The sequence below is a fragment of the Nostoc sp. NMS2 genome (assembly GCF_017115105.1).
In the GTDB taxonomy this organism is placed as follows: Bacteria; Cyanobacteriota; Cyanobacteriia; order Cyanobacteriales; family Nostocaceae; genus Nostoc.
Genome location: NZ_JABXKH010000147.1, coordinates 1 through 21,486 on the forward strand (window position 1 = coordinate 1; position 21,486 = coordinate 21,486).

Annotated in this window: 12 protein-coding genes; 7 read left to right on the forward strand and 5 right to left on the reverse strand. The window is 43.3% G+C overall.

The genetic code is table 11. From position 1 onward, the window contains the following. The first annotated feature begins 129 nt into the window (after positions 1 to 129). Positions 130 to 330, forward strand: coding sequence for a hypothetical protein (locus HWQ36_RS26305; RefSeq protein WP_292708347.1), 201 nt, complete (start codon positions 130 to 132; stop codon positions 328 to 330). Positions 331 to 419: 89 nt separating this feature from the next. Then, entirely contained in the window at positions 420 to 5,699 is a 5,280-nt protein-coding gene (locus HWQ36_RS26310; protein WP_292708349.1) for a putative Ig domain-containing protein, read from the forward strand. 339 nt (positions 5,700 to 6,038) lie between these two features. On the opposite strand, the gene HWQ36_RS26315 is transcribed toward HWQ36_RS26310, so the two are convergent. Further along, a complete protein-coding gene (locus tag HWQ36_RS26315; RefSeq protein WP_292708351.1) occupies positions 6,039 to 9,254 on the reverse strand; it encodes an efflux RND transporter permease subunit in 3,216 nt (1,071 codons plus the stop codon). A 216-nt stretch (positions 9,255 to 9,470) separates the two neighbouring features. Continuing rightward, positions 9,471 to 10,931, reverse strand: coding sequence for an efflux RND transporter periplasmic adaptor subunit (locus HWQ36_RS26320; protein ID WP_292708353.1), 1,461 nt, complete (start codon positions 10,929 to 10,931; stop codon positions 9,471 to 9,473). Between the two features lie 568 nt (positions 10,932 to 11,499). Here HWQ36_RS26320 and HWQ36_RS26325 point away from each other — a divergent pair. The 3 genes from HWQ36_RS26325 (at position 11,500) to HWQ36_RS26335 (ending at position 14,847) form a co-directional block, all read left to right on the forward strand. After that, entirely contained in the window at positions 11,500 to 12,381 is an 882-nt protein-coding gene (locus HWQ36_RS26325; protein WP_292708355.1) for an Npun_R2479 family HD domain-containing metalloprotein, read from the forward strand. Between the two features lie 128 nt (positions 12,382 to 12,509). Continuing rightward, entirely contained in the window at positions 12,510 to 13,625 is a 1,116-nt protein-coding gene (locus HWQ36_RS26330) for an ABC transporter permease (RefSeq protein WP_292708357.1), read from the forward strand. A gap of 616 nt (positions 13,626 to 14,241) precedes the next feature. Further along, entirely contained in the window at positions 14,242 to 14,847 is a 606-nt protein-coding gene (locus tag HWQ36_RS26335; protein ID WP_292708359.1) for a hypothetical protein, read from the forward strand. Between the two features lie 16 nt (positions 14,848 to 14,863). Here HWQ36_RS26335 and HWQ36_RS26340 read toward each other — a convergent pair whose 3' ends face one another. The 3 genes from HWQ36_RS26340 to HWQ36_RS26350 all read right to left on the reverse strand — a co-directional run bounded on the left by HWQ36_RS26340 (position 14,864) and on the right by HWQ36_RS26350 (position 18,747). After that, entirely contained in the window at positions 14,864 to 15,889 is a 1,026-nt protein-coding gene (locus tag HWQ36_RS26340) for an ABC transporter permease (RefSeq protein WP_292708360.1), read from the reverse strand. 127 nt (positions 15,890 to 16,016) lie between these two features. Further along, positions 16,017 to 17,669, reverse strand: a complete 1,653-nt coding sequence (locus HWQ36_RS26345) for an ABC transporter substrate-binding protein (protein ID WP_292708361.1) — start codon at positions 17,667 to 17,669, stop codon at positions 16,017 to 16,019. A 211-nt stretch (positions 17,670 to 17,880) separates the two neighbouring features. Continuing rightward, positions 17,881 to 18,747: a DNA adenine methylase gene (locus HWQ36_RS26350; RefSeq protein WP_292708362.1), complete on the reverse strand. Its 867-nt coding sequence runs from the start codon at positions 18,745 to 18,747 to the stop codon at positions 17,881 to 17,883. Between the two features lie 297 nt (positions 18,748 to 19,044). On the opposite strand from HWQ36_RS26350, the gene HWQ36_RS26355 reads away from it, so the two are divergent. Both HWQ36_RS26355 and psbB read left to right on the forward strand, forming a co-directional pair. Next, positions 19,045 to 19,371 carry a hypothetical protein gene (locus HWQ36_RS26355; RefSeq protein ID WP_292708364.1) on the forward strand — a complete coding sequence of 109 codons (327 nt, stop codon included), beginning with the start codon at positions 19,045 to 19,047 and terminating at the stop codon, positions 19,369 to 19,371. 536 nt (positions 19,372 to 19,907) lie between these two features. Then, a complete protein-coding gene (gene psbB, locus HWQ36_RS26360) occupies positions 19,908 to 21,437 on the forward strand; it encodes a photosystem II chlorophyll-binding protein CP47 (protein WP_292708366.1) in 1,530 nt (509 codons plus the stop codon). The last annotated feature ends 49 nt before the right edge of the window (positions 21,438 to 21,486 follow it).

The following is a 21,486-nucleotide window of genomic DNA, read 5'->3' on the forward strand; positions in this document are numbered from 1 at the left end:
CTTGAAACCTGTAGTTCAACTCTAATGAATAAGGATTTGCCCTCATCCCCCAACCCCTTCTCCCAGATATGGGATTCGGGGAGCTAGAATTTCAAAGTCCCTCTCCCAGATATGGGAGAGGGATTTAGGGTGAGGGCGAAAACTACGGTTCTCAACTTAGATGAGGTTTATGTTCGCCCAAATACTGAAGTAAGTTTTTGCATCTATCCTTCTGTGTTTATAAACCTGCGATCGCTTTTGAACTGTTACGAAGTGCAACCAATTTTGGGTAATTACCAAGGGCTGGCAATGCTTTTAGCGAACGTAGCGATCGCACTTACTTGTAGCTAATTAGCTTCCCTAAAATTACTGAACTTTTTGTTTTTAGTTCATTTCGATTTCTCTTTCGTCTACAACAATTCAAGGAAAAGTAAATTGTTATGCCTACAACTCTAGCTGCTGGTGATGTCGCGTTTCTGAGTCTTATTGGCGATAATCCCGACACCTTCTCTTTTGTACTGCTGAAAGACATCGACGCTGGAACTATCATTAATGTTACAGATAATGGTTGGCAGTCGTCTGGCTCTTTGCGGACTGGCGAGGGTGTTTTGCAGTACATAGCACCCACAGATCAGACTGTCGGAACCGTCATTACTTATGTTGATGGAAACACTAACACTGGTTGGACTAACATCAGTGGTGGTACAAACTTTGCCCTATCAACATCGGGTGACTCGCTGATTGCCTTTCAGGGTACGCTGAGTGGCTCAGGTAGTTCAACGACCAGCACTTCGCCTACTTTGCTAGCTGCTGTGACTATCAACCGTTCGACCTTTGATGCGAACGCGGCCGATTCTAATACTACCGCCTTGCCGACTGGTTTGACCGTTGGAACCAATGCAGTTGCAGTCGGTCAAACATCTTCTGAATTTGACGATTCACGGTACACAGGCCCAACTACTTTTACTTCAGTAGCAGCAGCGCGAACTGCAATTAATACAGCAAGCAACTGGACTGGTAGCAATACCGACACCACAAATTTCAGTGGCACTTTTAGCATTGGTGGTGCAGCAACACCCACAGTTAACCTATCTATCAGTCCCAATGTTGGCTCAGAAGCAGACAAAACAGCAATTACTGTCACTGCTACAGCCTCAAGTCCAGTTACTGGCAATCAAACAGTTAGCTTGGCTGTAACTGGAACTAACATCACCGCAGGGGATTATAACCTCAGCAACAACATAATTACCATTGCTAGCGGTTCAACCACAGGTTCTGTCACCTTTAATGTTGTCGATGATGCCCTAATTGAAGGAACAGAAACCGCTACCTTAACCATCAGCAACCCTAGCACTGGTATTACACTAGGCAGCACTACTCAAAACATCACCATTACTGATAATGATGTTGTCGCTGGACAAGCGCCGACTATTCAACTAGACACAGCTAGCACCACAGACCTTTTAGATGCTAACGGTGCTTTGTCCACTACAGGAACAGGAGCAATTAGCGGTGTCATCGGCAACGCCAATGACCCAGCAAAGACACTGGGTGTCAACTTTACGATCGCTGATTCCGATACCCTTGTAGATAATTTGACTGTCACCGTTACCAGTAGTAATGCCGCAGTGGTTCCTAACGGCAACCTAACCCTAACTGGTACTGGAAGCAGCCGCAATCTGAAAATTAATCCTGTAGGTGTTGGTAGTGCCAACATTACAGTAACCGTCAGTGATGGTAGTAGTAATGCTAATTATGCGATCGCATACTCAGCATCGGCGAATAATGGTACTGCCACAACTCAATTTTTAACAGGTACAAGCGATGCTTCTACAGCCATTCCCGTAGGTGGTACATTTTTCTTAGAAGCCGATGATGAAAATCAAGTTTTGCGCCTCTACGATTCCAGTAAGTCGGGACTCCCTGTAACTGGCTTTGACTTCACTAGTTCTTTAGGACTGACCCAGACAGACGGTTCTGGCGGGTTACGAGAAGTGGATCTCGAAGCTTCAACCAAGGTAGGCGATCGCATTTTCTGGTTAGGGTCACAAAGTAATAGCGATGATGGCAAAAATCGCCCTAACCGCGATCGCATTTTTGCCACGGATATTACTGGTACAGGAGCATCTACCACACTCAGTTATACTGGTCGCTACGACTTTTTAAAAGAAGATATCATCAACTGGGATGTCACCAACGGTCACGGCAAGGGAGCCAATTACTACGGCTTGGCTGCCAGCGCTGCAACAAATGTCGGGTCGAAGCAAGCAAATGGATACAATATTGAAGGCTTGGAAATTGCCCCCGACAACACTACAGCTTATATTGCCTTCCGCGCCCCTCAAGTTCCCCCTTCTGGAAGAGCTAACGCCCTCATCGTCCCCGTTACTAACTTCGCCAGCCTGATATCAGCTAGCGGAGGTGGTACAAAAGGCTCGGCACAATTTGGCGCTCCCATCGAATTAGATTTAGGCGGTCGGGGTATTCGGGAAATTCGCAAGAATGCTAATAACCAATACGTGATTATTGCAGGGCCAGCAGGAGACGCAGGAGCAGCCCCCAACGATTTCCGCCTTTACACTTGGGATGGCAATCCCAACAGCGCTCCGCAATTGCGGGCGGCAACATTCCCTGCAAGCTTCAACCCGGAAGGAATTATCAGCATCCCTGATAACTTAACAAATACTTCTCAAATTCAATTCGTCAGTGATGATGGCAACACCGTTCTTTATAACGACGGGACATCTGCCAAAGATTTATCAGAGAACAATTTCAAAAAGTTCCGCACTGATAGCATTACACTTGGCGCTGTAGTTTTCACTCCTCGCATTCACGATATCCAGGGTGCATCTCACATCTCTGGGTTAAACGGGCAAAAAGTAGCTGATGTCGGAGGAATCGTTACAGTCATCAAATCTAATGGTTTCTATTTGCAAGATCCTAACCCAGACAGCGACGATCGCACATCCGAAGCAATTTTTGTTTTCACCTCATCAGCGCCAACCGTATCCGTTGGAGATTCTGTATTAGTCGATGGAACAGTCACAGAGTTTCGTCCCGGTAATAATGCTAATAACCTGACGACCACACAAATTATTAGCCCCACGATAGTCAAATTCTCCAGTGGCAATGCTTTGCCAACTGCCACGATTTTGGGTAATGGCGGCAGAACTATTCCAACGTCGGTAATTGATAACGACACTACCGGTAATATCGAAACTGGAACCACCACCTTTGATCCTGCCCAAGATGGCATTGATTTCTACGAAAGCTTAGAAGGAATGCTAGTGCAGGTAAATAATCCTGTAGCAGTTAGCCCGACAAATTCTTTTGGGGAAATTTGGTTACTAGCAGACAATGGCGCTAATGCCACCGGACGTACAGCCCGTGGTGGCATCGTTGTTAGCCCTAACGATTTTAATCCAGAGCGTATCCAAATTGATGACACGCTGTTTACCTCTGGTAGCTCACCCAAAGTTAACGTCGGTGCTACTTTTGACACGATTACAGGTGTGGTTGATTATAACTTCAGCAACTACGAAGTTCTGCCAACCTCTGTGACTGTGACTTCAAACACGCTGACCAAGGAAGTCACTAATTTAACTCCCACCACCGACCAACTGACAGTTGCTACCTTCAACGTCGAAAACCTTGATATCGGTGATGGTGCAACCAAGTTTAATAACCTTGCCAGCCGCATTGTCAATAACCTGAAATCACCAGATATCATTTCTCTGGAAGAAATTCAGGATAATAACGGGCCGACGAATGATAGCGTCGTTGATGCCAGCGTTACCTTCCAAACATTAATTGATGCAATAACTGCTGCTGGTGGTCCCACGTATCAATATCGCCAAATTAACCCAGTGGATGATACCAATGGCGGCGAACCTGGTGGAAATATCCGCGTCGGCTTCTTATTTAATCCCAATCGTGTCAACTTTGTAGATACCCCCGGTGGTACTTCCACCTCCAGCACCACAGTCACCAATGTTTCTGGTGTTCCCACCGTTTCTGCTAGCCCTGGTTTAATTGACCCCACCAACTCAGCTTTTAATAGCAGTCGTAAACCGTTAGTTGGGCAATTTACTTTTAACGGTCAAACTGTGTATGTAATTGGCAACCACTTTAATTCTAAAGGTGGCGACCAACCGTTATACGGGCCAAATCAACCCCCAACTCTTAGCAGTGAAGTGCAGCGCCAGCAACAAGCCACGTTGGTGAAAAACTTTGTCGAAAGTATTTTGGCGATCGCTCCCAATGCCAATGTAGTAGTAGCGGGTGATTTGAATGACTTTGAGTTTTCCAAGCCTGTTACCACCCTAGAAAGTGCTGGATTGACTTCCTTAATTGAAACTTTGCCTGCAAATGAGCGTTACACCTACAACTTTGAAGGCAATGCTCAAACACTCGACCACATTTTGGTGAGTAATAGCTTGCTTGGCAAACTGGATGCGTATGATGTAGTTCATATCAACTCAGAGTTTGCCGATCAAGATAGCGATCATGAGCCTAGTTTGGCTCGGTTTAATCTACCTGCAAACCAAGCACCTACAGCTGTAGCTGATATAGTCAACATCGCCGAAGATGCAACGACATCTAATCTGTATCTCAGCTTACTGAGTAACGATACTGACCCCGATGCTGGAGATACCAAAAATATCATTGCTGTTAACACCACAGGTACAAAAGGTATAGTCTCTTTTAACCCAACCACTCAAAACTTGACTTACACTGCCTCAAGTTTTAACTCTCTATCCCAAGGACAGACTGCAACCGATAGTTTTAGTTATGCGATCGCAGACAGTAAAGGTTTACAATCTACTGCGATCGTTAACGTCAACGTTACTGGTGTTAACGATGCCCCCACGGTGGTGCAACCGATTGATGACCAAATCGTCTCTACCAACAAGTCGTTTTCTTTCAATGTCAGTAATAAATTTGCTGACATCGATCAAGCTGACACTCTCAGCTACAGTAGTACGGGTTTACCCACAGGTTCTAGTATCGTTGCAAACACAGGTGTGATATCCGGCACTGTCTCCCAAGTCGGCATTTTTGCAGTTACAGTCACTGCTAATGATGGCAAAGGTGGCAATGTTAGCGATACCTTTGACCTGACTGTTGCCAATAATAAAGCAACAACTGGCAATGATATCATCTTTGTCAGCGAGCTTACGGGTTTGAACAAATACATAGTCAATGCTCTAGCTGGGAGCGATCGCGTCATCGGCACTAATACCAGTGAATTAATCGACGGTGGAGGAGGCAATGATTATCTTGATGGTAAAGGTGGTATCGACATCCTTCTTGGGGGCGATGGCAATGACACAATCTTCGGTGGACTCGGCAGTGACGTAGTTTCTGGTGGGAATGGTAGCGATCGCCTAACTGGTTGGGGAGGTGGTACAAATGAAATCGACCTCCTCAACGGCGATCAAGGTGCAGATACTTACGTCTTGGGTGATGCCACTTCAGTTTTCTATACTAGCTCCCAAAACCGTGACTATGCTGATATTGTCACCTTCCAAGCAAACGATCAGATTCAAATCAAGGGAGTTGCCAGTAATTACTCACTAGGATCAGTATCAAAAGTGTCTTTAAATAAGTCTGCTGTGGGTATTTTCACTAAAAATGGCGCAGAACTGATTGCTGTTGTGGAAAACGGGTTAAACCAAAATACAAACTTGGCAACCGATACTCGTTTCGTCTTTGTATAAGTCTACTTCTTCTAAGATAGATAACAAGCTAGATCAAAATGATGCGTTACTTCGTTAACGCACTCAATAGCGCAATACGAAAGTTTAAATCTGTCTCAATACTACTCGGTTAAGAATATTTGTAGGTTGGGTTGAATGAAGTGAAACCCAACAAAGCCTCAGAAATGTTGGGTTTCGTCCCTCAACCCAACCTACGAATTTTAAGCTTTTTCCACTTAACCGAGCAGTATTGAAATCTGTCTCTCTCTGAGTTTGCTACGGTGTACATACATCTGGTGAAAATCAATGTAGAGACGTTGCAATGCAACGTCTCTACAAGGGTTTCAAGTCACGCATAATTTATGAACGCGATGGTTTATTACCAAAGCCATAGCGCAATCTATCCATCATCCAAGTTTGGAAGTTGTCAATGTAGCTAAATATGACTGGCACTACCACTAGTGTCAGCAGAGTGGAAGTTGTGAAACCGCCCATAATAGCAATTCCCATTGGTTGCCGAACTTCAGAACCCGCGCCAATTCCTAATGCTAAAGGCAGAATCCCGGCGATTGTTGCCAGAGAAGTCATTAAAATCGGACGCAGACGTGACACGCCCGATTCTATGAGTGCCTGACGCTGAGTTTTGCCTTCTTGCATGTTGATGATTGTATAATCCACCAACAGAATCGAGTTTTTGGTGACAATCCCCAACAGCAATACGATACCAATCAAGGCATATATCCCCAATGGTTTTTGAGCAACCATCAAGGCTACCAGTGCGCCGCCTAAACAAAAGGGCAAGGCAGCCATAATCGATAATGGATGGAGAAAGTTGTTATACAGCAGCACCAGAATTGCATAGATACACATTAATGCCAGCCCTAATGCACCGCCAAAGCGCCCGAAAATATCTTGCATAATTTTGGCGCTACCGGAGGGTTGCTGTACTACCCCTGGTGGTAAGTTTTGCATCACAGGTAGTTTGTTGATTGTTTCTACAGCCTCTCCCAAAGAAATCCCTTGCAAATTGGCTTCTACGGCAACTTGACGGGCGCGATCGTAACGGTTGATGGTTGCAGGTCCACTACCAAAACGGATATCTGCAACTGCCACCAGGGGAATCAATTTGCCATTTTGACTGAGAACTTGGAGATTTGTGATTGTGTTGATATCAGCTCGAACTTTCGGATCGATTTGCACGCGAATGGGGATTTGGCGATCGCTTAAATTAAATTTTGCCAAGTTGGCCTCATTATCGCCGATGGTGGCAAGAGAAGCTGTCCGAGCGATCGCTTGCACTGTCACCCCTAAATCTGCTGCCCGTTGGGGGTTAGGAATTACTAAAATCTCTGGTTTAACCAAACTCGCAGTCGAAGACACTTCTACCAATCCGCGCAGCGATCGCATCTGCTTTTCTAGGGCATCAGCAGCTTGATTCAATGCTTCGGGATTTTCACTTCTCAGGACAATTGATAAACCTTTCCGACTGTCACCTGGTGACTGACTTTCAAAACTAATTCTAGCTCCTGGTATTTGCTCAAAGTCAGGGCGTACTTGTTCCTCAAACTGTTTTTGGGAAATATTTCGTTCTTCTCTGGGTTTGAGATTAATTGCCAGGCTTGCAGAATTGATCTCTTCGGTTGCTAGTACACGTTCAACTACTGGGTTTTGCCTGATGATATCAGTCGCTTGTGTGACTACCTTGTTAACGTCTTCTAATGTCGAACCAGGAGGTAATTCTATAGATACGTTGGAAATCCCAAAATCGCCATCATCAACGAAACCCTTGGGAATTAAAGGAACCAGCATCAGACTAGCAATGAAGAAAGCTAAAGCGATCGCCATTGTTGTCAATCGATGGCGTAACGCCCATTGTAGTAACGATTTATAAGGTTGAAACCCCCGACGCTTCTCAGTTCGGAGTTTTCTGTTTCCCTGATTTCCACCTGGAAGTGTAAATTTAAAATTAAACAATCTTACTACTCCCCCTGCTCCCCTGCTCCCCTGCTCCCCTGCCCCCCTGCCCCCCTGCTCCCTTGCTCCCCCTGCCCCCCTGCTCCCCTGCTCCCTTGCTCCCCCTGCTCCCCCAATCCCCTCTTCCTTCAAAAGATACGCCCCCATCATCGGCGTAACCATCCGCGCGACAAGAGTTGAGAAAATTGTGGAAACGGCAACGGTAACACCAAATGGTTGGAAAAATTGCCCTGGAATCCCACCCATAAAAGCAACGGGCAGAAACACGGCAATAATCGTCGCTGAACTGGCGATTACCGCTAATCCTACTTCGTCAGAAGATTCAAAAGCGGCTTCCCAAGCTGATTTGCCCATAGCCATGTGCCGTTCCATGTTTTCAATTTCCACAACGGCATCATCTACCAAGTTGCCCACCGCCAGCGCTAATGCCAACAAAGTCATGTTGTTGAGGGTGTAACCAAGGGCTTGCTGCACTGCAAAGGTGGGAATTATTGATAAAGGTAAAGTAATAGCTGTAATTAATGTTGCTCGCCAGTCCCGCAAAAACACTAAAATAACGATCACCGCTAGCACTGAAGCTTGAATTAATTCGTCAATGGTTGTTTGGTATGATTGGCGAACAACATCGGCTCTAGTAAAAATTAAATCTAGCTTCACATCTGCGGGAAGTGTTTTTTCTAGTTCTTTGATTGCTACTTTCACTCCTTGTTCTACTGTCACCAGAACGCTGCCAGTACTACGCAACACTTGAAAAGCTACCACGGGTTGATTATTTAAGGTGGCGGCTTGGCGCACATCACCAAATTTATCTTCTATAGTCCCCAAACTGGATAAAGGTACGGAACCGCCTTGTGGTAAGAGGATTTCGTAGGTTTTCAAAATATCCACACTGGCAGCACTTCCTAATGTGCGGATACTTTGTTCGCTACCACCGACTTCGGCCCGTCCGCCAGGTAAGTTAATATTCAAAGTGCGGATTTGGTCGTTTACCTGAGTGGCGGTGATACCTAGAGATTGTAAGCGGCTTGGATTCAGGTTAATCCGAATTTCTCGGTCAACTCCACCCACACGCTGAATTTGGGCGACACCACGGACTCCCAATAAGGCGCGGCTTATGGTTTGATCGACAATATTGCTTAATTCTTCTACAGAACGCTTATCTGATTTAACCGCGTAAGTAATTATCGGGCCGCCGGAAAATTCCAGACGTTCCACAATTGGATCGTTGATATCTTGGGGTAAATCTTGGCGAATTTGAGCGATCGCATTGCGGACATCATTGGTGGCGCGATCGCTATTTGTGCCCAAAACAAAGTTGATTGTCGTCGTAGAATTCCCATCGCTGACGGTGGAAATCAGATAATCGATATTGCCCAATCCGGCGACAGCATCCTCAATTTTTTTCGTCACTTGGGATTCTAGTTCTGCCGGGCCTGCACCTGGTTGAGTGACTTTGATCGAAACTGTTGGCACATCAATATTAGGGTTAGTATCAATCCCCAAGGATAGAAAGGAGAACCAACCCACAACCATCAAAATTAAAAATAAAACTATCGTCGGAACAGGTTTTTTAATTGACCAAGCTGAGATATTAAAAGACATGAGAAAATTTTAGATTTTGGATTAGTCATTTGTCATTAGTCATTAGTCATTCGTCATTAGTCATTAATCATTGTCCCCCTTGTCCCCCTTGTCTCCCTTGTCCCCCTTGTCCCCCTCATCCCCCTTGTCCCCCTTGTCTCCCTCATCTCCCTTGTCCCCCTCATCTCCCGGTTGGTGAGCGAAGTCGAACCACATCTCCCTCATCCCCATTCCTTTTTACTTTGCAACTCGAACCCGATCGCCATCTTTGAGATAGCCTGCACCATCAACTATGATGCGATCGCCCAACTGCAACCCACTCTTGATTTCCACTTTGTCGCCATTTGCAGGATCTTCTAAGTCTACTTTCTGGCTGTGGACTATATCTCCACTTGATAAGGTGAATACAATTACACTTCCATCTGCTTGAGATTGCACTGCTTTTTGCGGCACTACCATCGTCATCCCTGAGTTAGTAGTAATTGCAGCATTAGCAAACATCCCTGGTTTAAGTAAAGTTGTTGGCGGTAAGTCAATTTTGACTGTAGCCTCTCGCCTTTGATCGTTCACTTGTGGTTGGATTTCTCTGACTCGTCCCTGCGATCGCACGCGCTGATCGACATCTGAAGTAATTTGCACAGATGCGCCAATTTTCACCTGATTTAATTGAATTTCAGGAACCTTCGCCTGAAGTTCTAACTTTTCATCTCGGATAATCGAAAATAGCTTTTGTGTGCCACCAATCACTGTTCCTACCTGCGTTTGTGGCGGCACACCAGTCACATCACCGACTCTGGCCAGTTTCTCAGCGATGACTCCCGCAACCGGCGCACGCATCACAGTTTGTGCCAACTGAGTTTGTAGTTCTTGTACCCTAGCTGCACTGCTGCGGACATCGGCTTTGGCTTTGTTGATAATAGCTTGAGCGTTATTAATATTAGCCTGGGCGCTGCCGATATTGGCTTGGGCACTACGCAGATTTTCTTGGGATAGATTCACCACTTGTATGGCAGTTTTTACAGCGTAGGAACGAGTATCAAGTTCTTGCTTACTAATGGTTCCAGAGTCAGCCAATTGTTGATAGCGCTGATAATTCTTGCCTGCTTCTTCTAACTTTGCCTTCGCTTGCGCTAAATCTGCTTGTTTTTGCTGGACTATGGCTTTATTTGATGCTAAATCTGCCTGCTTGGATGCTAAATCTGCTTGTTTTGATTCTACATCGGCTTGTTTTGATTCTACATCTGCCTTTGCTTGGCTAATTTGGCTTTGCAGTATGGAACCATCCAACACCGCCAAAACTTGACCTTTTTTGACAAAAGCCCCTTCTTTCACATCTTCGGGGATGCTTTTGATTTGTAAACCGTTTGTCTGTGGTAACACCGGAATTAAATCACGTGCTGCTACAGTCCCAGTAGTTTTAAGAGTACGCACAACACGGGCGGCTTCTACTCTGGCGATGGTAACTGTCATTGATGGGTTAATTTTTTTATCCGCTACCGCGCTTTGTTGACGGGATGGAAGATGACTTAATACACTCATTCCAGCAAAGGCGATCGCAATTCCTAAACCAGCACCCAAAAATAATGGCTTCAACCACACCCTAGTTGGTTTTTGCTCTGATTTGCTCAAAAAGCTGCTAGCATCTTCAGAGGTTACAGGTTTTTCCACCTCGACTTCTGAAATACTTTCATCGCTCACAGTCCGACCTCCACTTTCTGTCTATGCACACCAATCTTGATATTTTCTTAAGAAAACTTGAAATTTATTTACTTCCCATTTACTATGACGCATTTCATAGTAAATGTCTTTCATGTACAAAAGTATATAATAAAACGCTTTCACTCAGAGTAATCACTAAGATAAAATGCTTAAGACTTTTATGTAGATTATGATACAAAAAATTATCTCATCTCATCTAGCTACTTTAAATCACACAATATATGCATTTTGATCACTGTCAACCAATGCTTAGATATGAAAAACTGATAAATCTAGATTAGGTTTATTTAATTAAAATCTGAATCTTCAATGTAGCTTATTGAACAAATAAATTATTGTATCTACGCAAACGATAATTCCTTCAAAGCCTTTGTGTTGTTAGGAAGCCATACATCCAGGGATAGTTCAAGATAGCGTCCACAGCTACACGTGAGTTACAAAGGAGCAAACTCCATTACCCTAAATTCCAGCCAGGGCGATCCTGATGGTGGAATTTTGAAATCAATCAAATTCAATAAATAATTGGTATTTACCAGAGTCACCAGATATGTTCAATGCCACTGAAATTTTAATTGATGCCTTTGTAAATGAAATTCGAGAAGGCTACCGTCGCACTTACGGCTGCTTCAAAAATGATTATCAGGACATTATCGCCTGGGCTGGTAACATGGCTTTAGAAAATATTGCCAATAGTGATGCCCTTTATCACAATGTTGAACACACTGTTCTTGTCACCCTTGTGGGGCAAGAAATCTTACGTGGCAAACACATCAGAGAAGGCGGTGTTTCCAGTGAAGACTGGTTGCATTGTATCATTTCCTTAGTTAGCCATGATATTGGCTACGTTAAGGGAGTTTGCCGACAAGACCAAGAAGCAGCAGGCTTATATGCCACAGGTAAAAATGGCAGAATGGTTTCTGTCGCTCCTGGCGCTTCTGATGCCAGTCTCACGCCGTATCATGTTGATAGAGCCAAGCTTTTTATTGATGAGCGTTTTGGAGGTCACAAGTTAATAGATGCTGAGGCAATTAAAAGCAATATTGAACTGACACGATTTCCCGTGCCTGCGGCAGAAGATCATCAAGATACAAAGTGCTTTGCTGGTTTAGTCCGGGCTGCTGATTTGATTGGTCAACTAAGTGACCCACGTTACCTGAAGAAAATTACTTCATTATTTTACGAGTTTGAAGAAACTGGTGTAAATAAAGTTTTGGGCTATAAAACCCCTGCCGATTTACGGAATAACTACGCTAAGTTTTACTGGAATGGTGTCTATCCCTATATCCAAGAGGGGCTGCATTACCTATCATTGACACAACAGGGCAAACAAATTCTCGCTAATCTCTACTCAAACGTGTTTGTTGTAGAACACGAAAAACAACAGCAAGAACAGCAGAAGTATTTAGAGAAGTTAGGAGTGGGGAGTTAGGAGAGATGCGATTAATCGCGTCTGTACAGGAATTAGGAGTGGGAAGTTAAGAATGATTAATTATGAATTAAGATAAAAGTTTCCTAACTCATAACTTATAAACTTATAACTTATAACTCCTAACTACTATGGATTGGTGGCGACGACTAAAGAAAAATCCTTTGGCACAATTCGGGGCAATTTTGCTGTTAATTTTCTACATAGCAGTAATTGCAGCAGATTTCGTGGCTCCTTATGACCCTTATGCTTCACAGCCTAATGGTTCACTGCTGCCCCCAACTCAGATACACTGGGTTTCTGAGTCAGGGCAATTTATCGGGCCCCATGTTTATCCCACGACTCAGGGAGACACGAATTTAGAAACAGGCGATCGCCAACTCATTGTAGACTTCAAAAAGCCATCACCTGTGCGTCTATTTGTTTCCGGCCCAGAATACCGATTGTTGCAGATGAGTTTGCCACTACCCCCCAAGTGGGATGAAGTCACAATCTTTCCTGGTATTCCCTTAAATTGGCATTTATTTGGCACAACAACTGGCGCAAAAGTCAATATCTTGGGGACTGATGACCAAAGCCGCGACCAATTTAGCCGCCTCTTGCATGGCGGTCGCATCAGTATGTTTATCGGGATTTTTGGCATTATCATTACCTATCCCCTCGGTTTGCTCATCGGTGGAATTTCTGGCTATTTCGGCGGTGTGACTGATAGCGTCATCATGCGCTTGGCAGAAGTACTAATGACTTTCCCCAGTATTTATCTTTTGGTAACTTTGGGAGCAGTCTTACCACCTGGTTTAAGCAGTACTCAGCGCTTTTTGCTGATTGTGGTGATTACTTCGGTTATTAGCTGGGCTGGTTTAGCACGAGTCATTCGGGGACAGGTACTATCAATTAAAGAGCGAGAATTTGTGCAAGCGTCACGCGCGATGGGCGGAAACCCACTTTATATCATCCTCCGCCACGTTTTGCCGCAAACGGCTAGTTATGTAGTTATCTCTGCTACTCTTGCAATTCCCAGCTTTATTGGCGCAGAGGCGATACTAAGTCTCATCGGCTTGGGAATTCAACAACCAGACCCTTCTTGGGGAAATATGCTTTCTTTGGCTAGCAATGCTTCAATTTTGGTACTGCAACCTTGGTTAATTTGGCCGCCGGCTGTGCTGATTATCCTCACAGTGTTGGCATTCAACTTACTCGGTGATGGGCTGAGAGATGCTCTTGATCCTCGTAGTTTAAGAAGATAAGCCTTCAGAATAGCAAATGTTGTCGCCGAAATAACAAATGCGATCGCTGATACATAAACCTCATCTAAGTTGAGAACCGTAGTTTTCGCCCTCACCCTAAATCCCTCTCCCAGATATGGGAGAGGGACTTTGAAATTCTAGCTCCCCGAATCCCAGATATGGGGGATAGGTTGGGGGATGAGGGCAAATTCTTATTCATTAGAGTTGAACAACAGGTTTCAAGATAGACGTGGTTTAGCACAATATAACCCTGATGTAGAGACGCGATTTATCGCGTCTTTAAAGACCAATCATCTACACCAATAACCCTTAACTGAACCGTATTGATATATAGCAATCCTAAATTAGTTGTGAAAAATACTCTTTTTAACGAACCGCCAAGGGCGCAAAGGACGCAAAGAAAGAGAAGAAGGAGAGGAGAAAGAATTTCACGAATGATTTAGGACTGCTATGGCAAATTGACGTTGGCAAAGAAGGATTAAAAGCACCCAGTTAGCATACCCATTATCAAATATGTTGGCAGCAACAGAATTGTTGACGTGAGTTTATACTTTAACTTGGATGTTGGACAGTAATTTCAGTCTTTTGTTTAAAAGCGAAAGCGAGTAATAGTTTTATGGCTTACAGCGAGTTTAGTTTAGCTAAAGCAAAACAAGAGTTTAATTTAACCACATTAGAAAAACGCGATATTTTCGCTGCTGTTCCTGAATTAACAGCGAGCAATTTACTTGCAGAAACACTCAATTATAACCTGGAGATTGCTTTAGGTAGTAATAGTGAAAAAGCTCGTTCTGAGTTAATTATTGCTCCAATTTTAGTTGATTTACGCCGACAATTGCGAGAACAAATTGGTTTATTTTCTGGCGTAGATTTCACTGTTGATAATAGCAAGGGATTAAACGGCACTTGCGATTTTATTATTACTAAATCTCCAGAAATTCTAATTTTGACAGCACCAGTAATTACAGTTGTAGAAGCTAAAAAAGAAAATATTAATGCCGGTTTGGGTCAGTGTGCAGCAGAAATGGTAGCAGCCCAAATTTTTAATCAGCAAGCTGCAACTGAGATTAAAACAATTTACGGAGCAGTGACAACGGGCAGTATTTGGCAATTCCTCAAACTAGAAGCACAAACATTGACCATTGATTTAAGCGAATATTATCTCAAAGATGTGAATAAGATTCTTGGTATTTTAGCCAGTGGTATTTCTCAAGAAAATTAACAAAATGTCAAACAGCTTAATACCGAATTCGGGGATCTACATAAGCATTTAAAATATCAATTAAAATGCTGGCACTGACAACGATCGCACCAAAAAAGACTAGCACTCCCTGAACTGTGGGATAATCGCGATCGGCGATCGCTTGATACAGTCGATTCGCTAACCCAGGCCAAGAAAATGTCACTTCTGTCAAAATCGCCCCACCTAACAGAGAGGCAAAAGTTAATCCCAACACTGTAATTACTGGGATTAGAGCATTCTTTAAGGCATGGGAGGCTAAAATCTTATTTTCACCAATACCTCTAGCTCTAGCGGCTTCTACATAATCTGCTTTTAAAGTTTGCTTTAAATTCACTCGCACAATTCGCTCAAAAATCCCACTCAGCAAAATTCCCAAAGTGAGACTCGGTAGGGCAAGATGGTGCAAAGATGTGAAAAACTGGGTGAGATTTCCACCGAGTAAGCTATCAATTGTATACAACCCAGTCACAGGAGTGGGAGCCGGAAGATTAGGCGGAAAGCGGTTGGAATTGGGAAACCAACCCAGTTGGACAGAGAAAATCAACTGCAAAAGCATTCCCGCCCAAAACATGGGGAGTGCGTAGGTGATAATTCCAAACAAGCGCCCACCAACATCAAAATATGTCCCAGGACGGGAAGCCGAAAGAGTCCCAACCGCAATTCCGACGATGAGTGCAACCGCCATACTACATACTGCTAACTCCACCGTCGCCGGGAAATATTGTCCAATTATGTCCCAAACATTCTGTCCGCGACTCATTAAAGACGTTCCCAAATCAAAACGCAGTATGCTTCCCAAATAATTTAGGTACTGTAGCCACAAAGGAAAGTTTAAACCTAGTTGTTTTCGCAATTCTTCTTTAGCAGCTTCTGGCGCACGTCCACCAAGAATTGCATCTGCGGGATCTCCTGGTGTTGCTCTTAGTAAGAGAAAGACAATGGTGATAATTGTTAATAGCTGAAGTGGTGCGAGAAGCAACCGAGAAACTATGTAATACTGTAAAGCTTTAGAGCGAGACATAAGCAATTCTAAATAATTACGAATTAGTAATTCGTAATTGAGAATTAGTAATTCGTAATTGCAAGCATTGTTTGCTCTATACCCTTCTAATTACGAATTACGAATTACGAATTACGAATTATTTTGACTACTTTTTAATTGTCTGGTAAACCAGAATTTGAGTTGGGTTAAGTTGTACGCTGTTCACACCTTTTTGGGCAAATACATAGTCTTTGCTTTGCCATAAGGGAACGTAAGGTACATCAGCAGTTACTTGCTTTTGAATTTCTGCAAAAATTTTCTGACGCGCTTCGGGATTTAGTTCTTTGCGTTGTTGATCGATCAGTTTATTCATCGCTTCGTTATAGTAGAACGAACCCTGCGTTTGACTGCCTCCATCTTCACATCCTTTAGCAACTGAACCTTTGTCACAAGACAAAAACGGCTGGACGTAATTATCTGGATCTAAAAAGTCTGGATACCAATCAAGTAAAGCTCCTGGATATAATCCTTTGGCAATGTCTTTAAAAAATGTCGGGCCTTCAGCAGGTGTGACTTCAAATTGCAGAATTCCATCCATTTTGGCATCTACAAGAGATTTGAGCGTCTGTGCTGCCAAACTACGAGTAGGCGAACTAGAAGGATACCAAATTTGGACTTTTGCGGGATTTTCTTTGGAGAAACCAGCAGTAGTTAACAATTTTTTAGCTTGATCGAAGTTAGCATCGCCATAAGCATCTTTGAATAATGGCACAGAAACATTAAATGTTGTGGGAATCATGCTATAAAGCGGATCTGCTTGACCAAGTAAGGCCCGCTCATTTAAAAGTGGACGGTCAATTATTGACGCGATCGCTTGTCTGACCTCTAATTTATCTAAAGGCTTTTGATTCCGGTTCAATACCAGATAGCTTACTACACTACCTTCAGCTGCGATCGCTTGCCAATCCCCTTTTTTACCACCTTCTTCCAAGCTCCGATTTTGATCTGGCTGTAGCGACAGATAAGCTACATCTACAGCGCCTGTACGGAAAGCATTAAACAAATTAACCGGACTAGTTTGAATTTGGAGGTTAACACCCTTGTTAGCTGGTTTTTCTCCCCAATATTTATCAAACGTATCAAATCTTATTGAATCAGTACCATACTGCGCTAACTTGTAAGGGCCAGTTCCCACAAAAATATTCGGTTTAAATTTACCAGCACCCAGTTCGTAAGCTTTTGGCGAAACTGCACACACCCCAGGAAACGCTAGCAGTGAAGGAAAGGCTGCAAAGGGCTTTTTCAGCTTAATGGTTAACTCATACTCGCCTGTAGTTTTTACCGAATCTACTACATCACCTAGTAAAAATGAAGGTTTTCCTTTATTTTGAATAAAGCGGTTGATGGTAAACGCCATTGCTTGGGCGTTGAAGGGAGTCCCATCGTGAAAAACCACTCCCTGACGTAAGGGGATGGTATAAGTTAAGGCATCTTGACTGACTTTAGGTAATGCTGTAGCAAGCTGGGGCTTAATTTCCGTACTTCCTGGTTCGTAGGTGTAGAGGCGATCGCTCATATTAAACACCAAACCCAAAGATGCTAACTCATAAGCATCAGCTGGATCAAGGGTTCTCGGCTTTGCTGTTGTACCTATAGTAATACGACCATCACCTGTAGGGCTATTTACAGAACCCGATGGTGGTGTAGAAGGCTGTGGACGAGGAGCGCAACTAACAACTAAAAATAAACATAGACAGAACAAAGATAGGAATTGTGTAATCCGACCCCACCGTTTCACGGACAAGGAAAACCAGGTCATACAGTTAAAATTTATGTAATCAGAGGTGAGTGATTTTACTATATATTCGCTAGTTTTATAGCAATTGTTACAATTAATTACTACTTTACATACTTTTATAGAGGATTTTGCTCGAATAGATAGATTATGTGTATTCAGGATGGTTAAGTAAAAATACTTGAATGCTAACTATCGTATGTAGAACTTTATCTTATTATAATAATTCAAACTTTTAAATTAACTGTTCAGAATTCGGAGAAGTAGAGTCAAGAGAAGAATAGTTTAATATAAAAATTTCTTTTCCCTTATATCGTTCGCCTTTAAAGTTATCTTGCTTACTTTTTCCATTTTTTTGATCGTCGGTTCTACTAACTGTATAATTCCATTCTTTGTCTTGTATTTCCAATGCCCATTCATATAGTTTTCTAATTGTGTCGCTATTATCGTAAGTTATAAGGAATTTTATTTTCTCCTTGTATCTATTTAATATTTGGCATAGCCTGAAATGATCGTCTTTAGAAAATGAATGAGCATAAAATTTATCTTGATCTGCATTGAAATAAGGAGGATCAATAAATAAAAAAGATCCATTAGGTACAGATTCGATAACTTCTTCAAAGTCGAAATTAGTAATTTGAACGTTTTGAAGTTTCTCAGAAGTTCGACGTATATTTCTGGGCCAATTCTCTGGACGCATACTGTATTTGTCACCATATCCCCAATAACAGTTTTGATGCTTCATAATCCCAGAGTAGGAGGTTCTGTTAAGGTAAAACCATCTACCAGCTTGTTCTAATTTATTTTGTGGGACGAATTCATTTTTGTAATATGTATGTCTTTCTTTAGTAGCAGATTCCCCTGCTAAAAATTTTATTAATTCTTCTGGTCGATCTCTAATTATTAATAAGGTATTTATTAATAATTCATCAATATCATTGAGCCAATTAATATTTGCTTTATCTTTTACAAAAAAGATAGAACCACCCCCCGCAAAAGGTTCAGCATAATAAGAGTGAGAAGGAATATGATTAAGAATCAAATTTCGAGCATAAAATTTGCCGCCAGGATATCTAAATGGTGAGTTTATAGGTTTGTTCATAGTTATCTAAAATATTCCTAAAGTTATGTTCGGGATTTGCTATCCAAAGCATACATAAAAGTTATTGTAGACTTAATAACAAAATAAAATTATTAGCTTGATATTTAAATATGTGAGCTTGTTATTTTTTGTACTAAGCTACAGAAATACAAAGAAGGATTTATTTTTATTAAAACTTGAGCAATAATAATTTAAATAGCTTTAAAAAATATTATTATTTATACCATATTTAACAAATAATATACGATATCGTAATCGTAAACAGCAGATTGAAAGTTTAATAGTGAGACTAAGAGCGTGAAGTATTTCTTTCTATCTGAGGGATGGGCAGTTGCTAGAGTCTGGGCATCTGATGGACTTTGGCAAGTAACGGCATGGCGACGGCAACCAGATATTCATCGAATGAATATCTGTTTAGTGGAACAAAACGAATTGCTATGGCTTTATCAAGTTGAAGAAGCCATTTTAACCGTGGAAGTGAAGCCGACAATACCAGTCACAACGGGTACTACCATCGGTCAAGTAGTACTCAAGCGTTTGATGAGTGCTGAACAGGTAATTGAACGCCTAAACACAGCTGAGGCTAAGTGTCAACTGCAAAATATCCATTTGGTGGTTCAGTAAAAGAAGCAGGGGGAGATTAGGGGGCAGGGGAGATGTGGTTCGACTTCGCTCACCAACCGGGGGATGAGGAAGAGGCAGAGGGGCAGGGGGAAGGGTGCAGAGGAGAAAGATGTATGTAATTTTGTATTCTCTCCCTTGCCCCCAGCTAAGAGCTCCCCTGCTTCTTCTCCATCCCCCTCATAAAGAAAAGATAAGCAAATTTAATCTGTGACGGGGATTGGTAGCGAAAAAACTTTGAGATGCTACGCGATCGCATCAATTTACACGCTTGCAAACAATTCCATCAATAGTTACACTTTTTAAAACATTCTCATTTTTTGCTTGGCGGTGGCTACCCTACAAGGTAAACCTCCCGAAGCGAGTAAGCATTGCCTCATCTCCCACGCTGTCTGACTTCTAAGACTAACTGTGGTAGTACTCTGGCTCTGGCAATAACAAAAAACAAGAGAGAGTTTTCTGAGTGGCGAATTTCGTTCCTTAGAATCTCAGTAAGAAAATTGCTTTGTAAACTAACTCATCGAGGAGGAGCGTAGTCGATGGGACTACCCTGGTACCGAGTACATACAGTCGTTCTGAATGATCCAGGGCGGCTGATTTCTGTACACCTGATGCACACAGCCTTAGTAGCAGGCTGGGCTGGTTCGATGGCACTCTACGAACTAGCTGTTTATGATCCTAGCGATCCGATTCTCAACCCGATGTGGCGGCAAGGGATGTTCGTCCTACCCTTCATGTCGCGTTTGGGCGTTACCCAATCTTGGGGTGGTTGGAACGTTACTGGTGGCCCAGCAAGCGATCCTGGCTTTTGGTCATTTGAAGGCGTTGCTGCGGCTCACATTGTTCTTTCCGGTCTTTTGTTCCTAGCTGCCGTATGGCACTGGGTTTACTGGGATTTGGAACTATTTAGAGATCCCCGCACTGGTGAACCTGCCCTAGACTTGCCAAAAATGTTTGGCATTCACCTGTTCTTATCTGGTCTACTTTGTTTTGGCTTTGGTGCTTTTCACGTCACCGGACTATTTGGGCCGGGGATATGGGTTTCTGACGCTTATGGTATAACTGGGGCTGCCCAGGGAGTAGCACCAGAATGGGGCCCAGATGGTTTTAACCCATATAACCCTGGTGGCATTGCGGCTCACCACATTGCTGCTGGTGTTGTTGGTATTATTGCAGGCTTATTCCACCTCACAGTTAGACCACCCGAACGGCTCTACAAAGCCCTGCGGATGGGGAACATTGAAACAGTACTTTCTAGCAGTATTGCAGCAGTTTTCTTTGCTGCTTTCGTTGTTGCTGGTACTATGTGGTACGGTAATGCCGCCACTCCCATCGAATTGTTTGGCCCTACCCGCTACCAATGGGATCAAGGCTACTTCCGTCAAGAAATTCAGCGCCGCGTCCAAACTAACGTTGCTCAAGGTGCAACCCTTGACCAAGCTTGGTCGCAGATTCCCGAAAAGCTGGCTTTTTATGATTACGTCGGTAATAGCCCCGCTAAAGGTGGTCTATTCCGTACAGGCCCTATGGTCAAGGGTGATGGCATTGCCCAATCTTGGCAAGGTCACGCTGTATTCAAAGATTCCGAAGGACGGGAATTGACCGTGCGTCGTCTCCCCAACTTCTTTGAAACCTTCCCAGTGATTTTGACTGATGCAGATGGAATTGTCCGCGCTGACATTCCCTTCCGTCGAGCAGAATCGAAGTATAGCTTCGAGCAATCTGGTGTCAACGTCAGCTTCTATGGTGGCAATCTGAATGGTAAAACCTTTACAGAGCCAGCTGATGTGAAGAAGTATGCCCGTAAAGCTCAAGGCGGTGAAATCTTTGAATTTGACCGAGAAACCTTGAACTCTGATGGTGTATTCCGCACCAGTCCTAGAGGTTGGTTTACCTTTGGACACGCTGTATTTGCTCTGCTGTTCTTCTTTGGTCATCTCTGGCATGGCGCTCGGACAATCTACCGAGACGTATTTGCCGGTGTTGATGCGGATCTAGAAGAGCAAGTTGAGTGGGGTCTGTTCCAGAAAGTGGGTGACAAGTCAACCCGCCGGAAGGAAGCCCTTTAATTATCAGTGCTGAGTTCTGAGTGCTGAGTTTTGAGTTAATGCTCTGACT